This is a genomic window from Zemynaea arenosa (genome assembly GCF_004614185.1).
GTDB lineage: Bacteria > Pseudomonadota > Gammaproteobacteria > Burkholderiales > Burkholderiaceae_D > Telluria > Telluria arenosa.
The window spans coordinates 1-4,374 of the sequence record NZ_SPVF01000151.1 but is presented as its reverse complement, the minus strand read 5'-3'; the positions used below and the strand labels follow the sequence as shown (position 1 = coordinate 4,374).

General features: G+C 68.7%; 6 protein-coding genes. All 6 read right to left on the bottom strand.

The window, feature by feature from the left end:
- Window positions 1–316, bottom strand: a 316-nt coding sequence (locus tag E4L96_RS12165) for a response regulator transcription factor (RefSeq protein WP_135207491.1), incomplete at its 3' end; no start/stop codon positions are given.
- Between the two features lies 1 nt (window position 317).
- Window positions 318–1,976 (bottom strand): methyl-accepting chemotaxis protein, encoded by a 1,659-nt coding sequence (locus E4L96_RS12160; protein ID WP_135207490.1) that lies wholly within the window; start codon window positions 1,974–1,976, stop codon window positions 318–320.
- Between the two features lie 27 nt (window positions 1,977–2,003).
- Entirely contained in the window at window positions 2,004–2,513 is a 510-nt protein-coding gene (locus E4L96_RS12155; RefSeq protein WP_135207489.1) for a chemotaxis protein CheW, read from the bottom strand.
- 281 nt (window positions 2,514–2,794) lie between these two features.
- Window positions 2,795–3,433 (bottom strand): ANTAR domain-containing response regulator, encoded by a 639-nt coding sequence (locus E4L96_RS12150; protein ID WP_135207488.1) that lies wholly within the window; start codon window positions 3,431–3,433, stop codon window positions 2,795–2,797.
- Complete coding sequence (locus E4L96_RS12145; RefSeq protein ID WP_135207487.1) at window positions 3,430–3,816, bottom strand: response regulator; 387 nt, start codon at window positions 3,814–3,816, stop codon at window positions 3,430–3,432. Before E4L96_RS12145 ends, E4L96_RS12150 begins: the two co-directional genes overlap by 4 nt.
- A partial coding sequence (locus tag E4L96_RS12140) for a response regulator (protein WP_135207486.1) occupies window positions 3,813–4,374 on the bottom strand: 562 nt, incomplete at its 5' end. The genes E4L96_RS12145 and E4L96_RS12140, both read right to left, overlap by 4 nt.

Genomic DNA, 4,374 nt, shown 5'->3' with positions numbered 1-4,374 from the left:
CATGAAGAAGGCCGTGCTGGCGATCGAAGACGACCGCTTCTACGAGCACGGCGGCCAGCAACTCCAGGCCGTTCATGCCGCGCATGTTGAGGTCGCTGATCAGCAGGTCGAAGCAGGGACCGCCAGCCAGGACCGCGAGCGCGGCCTCGCCGCCGTCCGCCTCAGCCACCTCCCGTGCGCCGGCATGGCGCAGTGCTGCTGCCAGCAACGCGCGCTGCAGCGGGTCGTCGTCCACCACCAGCACCCGCGGACCGGCCGGGTGCGGCACGGCGCTCCGGCCACCGGTGGCGCGCGCGTGTTCTACTGTCCGACCCATGTCAGAACTCGTCCCATTCGCCGTTCACGGCACGCAAGGCGGGGCGCGAACGAAGCGGCGCGGGCGCGGCCCCCGGCGCGCGCAAAGCTGGCCGCACCGGCATCGCCAGCACCGTGCGCGTCGTCTCCCCGCTCAATTTGAACACGCTCACGCGCTCGCTGAGGGCGGTCGCCTGCTCGCGCAGGGACTGGGCGGCAGCGGCGGCTTCTTCCACCAGGGCAGCATTCTGCTGCGTCACACTGTCCATGGCGCTGACGGCAGCGTTGATCTCGCCGATGCCGGACTCCTGCTCGCGGCTGGCGGCACTGATCTCGTTCATGATGTCCGCCACGCGCTCGATGCCGCTGACGATCTGGCCCATGGTGTCCCCGGCGCGGCCGACCTGCTGCACGCCACTGTCCACCTGCGCTACCGAGTCGTCGATCAGGCCCTTGATCTCTTTGGCCGCTGCGGCCGAACGCTGGGCGAGGTTGCGCACTTCGGAGGCCACCACGGCGAAGCCCCGGCCCTGCTCGCCCGCGCGGGCGGCTTCCACCGCCGCGTTCAGGGCCAGGATGTTGGTCTGGAACGCGATCCCGTCGATGACCGCGATGATGTCGACAATGCGGCGCGAGGCGGCACTGATGGCATCCATCGTCCGCACCACTTCGCCGACCGTCGCTCCGCCCTGCTGCGCCACCTGGGCGGCGCTGGCGGCCATCTGGTTGGCCTGGCGGGCGTTGTCGGCATTTTGCTTGACGGTGGAGGTGAGCTCTTCCATCGAGGAGGCGGTCTCTTCCAGCGCACTGGCCTGTTGCTCGGTGCGCGAGGACAAGTCCAGGTTGCCTTGGGCGATCTCGCCGGAGGCCGTGGTCACCGCGTCGGCACTCTGGCGCACGTCGGCCACGATCGCGATCAGGGCGGCGTTCATGCTGTCCAGCGCTGCCATCAACTGGCCGGTCTCGTCCTGGCCTTCGGCGACGATCACGCTGGTCAGGTCACCCGCCGCGACCGTCCGGGCCACCTCGACCGCCTTGCGCAACGGGACCGCGATCAGGCGCGTCAGCAGGAAGGCGAGACCGGCGCTGATGACGACCGCGACGCCGCACAAGACCGCCATGCTGGTTTGCGCGGCAGTGATCCCACGAGCGGCCTCGGCGGCGGATTCATTCATCAGCTTGCTCTGGAAATCCAGCAGCGCATCGGCTGCGCCCAACTGGGCCTCCATCGCCAGCCGCACCGGGCCAGTCAGGGTCTGGCGCGCCTCTTCCGTCTTTTGGCTGCGCACCTGCTCGAGGAAAGCCGTGCGGGATGCGATCGCCTTGTTGCGCGTATCGAGGAATGCCCGCAGCAGAGTTCGTCCTTCGGCAAGCTGAATCAATGGATCGAGCTGCGCCGTGGTATCGGCCACCACCCGCGCGCTCCGATCGATCTTGGCCAGCAGTTCGGTCTGCTCCGTGGCGCTGCTCAGCAGCAGCAAGTCGCGCTGATAGCGGGCGATTTCTCCGAGCTCGCTCTTGATGGTATTGATCATGACGATTTTCGGGTAGCGGTCGGTGTTGCTGAACAGGACCTTGCCCAGCTGCTGGTGGACTATCCCCGCCAGCAACAGGAACAGCAGGACGACCAGCCCGAAGGCCAGGCTCAGTTTGTGGGCAATTTTCAGGTTACGCAGATTCATGATGGGAATTCGTAGTCGAAGGGGACGTCAGGCGGCCAGCGCGGCCGGGGCGGAATGAGCAGCGGCGTCGAGGTCGGCGCTGCCGTCGACCAGGCCGTGCATGTCGATCAGCTGCAGCAGGCGGGCGCCGCTTTCGCACACGCCCAGCAGCCAGCGCCTGCTGGCAGACTCGGGCAGCGGGTTCGGCTTGATGGCTACGCGCGGCACTTGCATGACGTCGGACACGCCATCCACGACCACGCCGGTGACGCGGCCGTGCAGGCTGACGATGATGACCACCGTGAAGGCGTCGTAGGTGGCCGCCGGCGCCCCGAGACGGATGCGCATGTCGATGACCGGGACGACCAGGCCGCGCAGGTTCATCACGCCGCGCACCCAGGGCGGGGCATTGGCGATCCGTGTGATGGCATCGGGTCCGCGCAGTTCCTGCACGGCCTGGATGTCAATGGCATATTCTTCCGCCCCCAGGCGGAAGGCGAGAATTTCGAGATGGCTGGACGCGGTGGCGGCCGGCGCATCGGACGAGGAAAGTGACATGGGTCGGTCCTGGTTCGTTTTCACAGCGCGCCGCGCAGGCGCGCACGGACCGTGCCAGGACGCCGCGCGCTGGCGCGGGACGGTCGGGGGCACGGCGGGAAAAACGGCGAAGTGGCCGGGTGGTGCGGACGCACGCCTGAGTGGGCGCGCTGGTGAGGCGGTCTGCCGCGGTGCTACGCGAGGTGGGGCGCGGCACACCGGTGGGAGCCACCGGCACGGTCAGACGATGGGGATCAGCTTACGCCAAAAACTTCCCAAAAGCAACTAATATGAACAGAAAATCACTTCTTCCCGTTGCGTTCCGGCAGCGGCAGATTCAGGGTCTCGGCCGCCAGCAGCAGCTCCGCCGCGACGTCGTTCAATTTGCGCTGGGTCGACCGCGCGCGCTCGCGCAGCATGTGGAACGCTGCGCTGCGGTCCAGCCGGTAGCGCTCCATCAGCACGCCGACTGCCATGCCGGTCTCCCGGCCGGTCTTGAGGGCCGTGCTGAGCCGTTCCTCGCTGTCGCGCAGACGGCGCAGCTCGCCGGCCCGGGCCAGCGCCGCCGTGACCGACGGACCGATGCGCGGCGCGTCGATTGGCTTGACGAGGTAGCCGACCGCCCCCGCCGCCGCTGCCCGTTCGACCGTCAGCGCTTCGTCGCTGGCGGACAGGAACATGACCGGCAGCGCGTACTCGGCGCGCAGCTTCTCGGCCAGCGCAATCCCATCCATGCCCGGCATGGCAATGTCCAGCAGCGCCAGGTCCGGCTCACGCGTGCTTTGCGCCAGCAGGTCCAGGGCCATGTCCGCCGAGCTGGCCAGCCGGACATCGTAGCCACCCCGCTGCAGGATCTTGCTCAGCAGGCCGAGCAGCAGCATGTCGTCGTCCACCAGCAGCAGCAGGGGGCGCTCCACTGCGCCGGTCGGGGTCTCGCTCATCGTGTCTCCGCTTCGAATTTGGCCAGGATATCGCCGACCTGGCGCGCGGCATAGGGCTTGACGATGAAGCCACGGGCGCCCGCCTGCACGGCCGCCAGCACGTTCTCAAGGGCGCTGTGGGCGCTGACGATCACGCAAAAGGGCACGGCCTGCGCTGGTAGCATACCCAGCAACTCAAGGCCCGTGAAGCCTGGCATCTGGATGTCAAGGAAGGCCAGATCCACCGGCGCGGCCGGGTCGGACAGCACGTCCAGCGCCTGTTGGCCGTCCGCGGCATAGACGATGCCGGGATAGCCGGCCTGGCGCAGCAAGGACGCCAGCAGCGTCCGCATCACCCCCTCGTCGTCCGCGACCAGCACGCGCAATTCGGCCTGCCGGCTCATGCCCCCTCCTCAGCCACCACGCCATACAGCGCGCGCAGGATTCCGACCTGGCGGGCGGCCTCTGCAGGGTCGCCCGCGCGCAGCGCCACGTCGATGGCTCGCGCCAGTTCGCCGGCCTCGGGGTGGCCGAATGAGGCGGCCGAGCCCTTCAGCATATGGGCCTCGTCCGCGAGGGCCGCCCAGTCGCCCGCCTGCACCGCCGCGGCCATGCGCGCCAGCCGATCGGGCAGGCTGTCCGCAAATAGGCCGCGCAGCGCCTGCATCTCGGCCAGTTCGTCGAGTTCCGTGATGGGTCCGCCGGAGTTGCCCAGCAATTCCGCCAGCATGGCCGCAAGCGCCACGAAATCGATCGGCTTGCCCAGGCAGCGGGTACAGCCGCCCTCCAGGTAGCGCTGCACGTCGTCCGCCATCACGTTGGCGGTGAGCGCCACGATCGGGCGCGCGTATCCCGCCGCCCGCAGCACGGCGGTCGCCTGCAGGCCATCCATCACCGGCATCTGGATATCCATCAGCACCAGGTCGATGTCGGGGGCGCTGTCGAGCTTCTCCAGCGCCTCG

What these genes read in the sequence shown, in the direction of transcription:
- E4L96_RS12160 (WP_135207490.1), bottom strand. Translation starts at nt 1,976, where the DNA reads ATGAATCTGCGTAACCTGAAAATTGCCCACAAACTGAGCCTGGCCTTC.
- E4L96_RS12155 (WP_135207489.1), bottom strand. Translation starts at nt 2,513, where the DNA reads ATGTCACTTTCCTCGTCCGATGCGCCGGCCGCCACCGCGTCCAGCCAT.
- E4L96_RS12150 (WP_135207488.1), bottom strand. Translation starts at nt 3,433, where the DNA reads ATGAGCGAGACCCCGACCGGCGCAGTGGAGCGCCCCCTGCTGCTGCTG.
- E4L96_RS12145 (WP_135207487.1), bottom strand. Translation starts at nt 3,816, where the DNA reads ATGAGCCGGCAGGCCGAATTGCGCGTGCTGGTCGCGGACGACGAGGGG.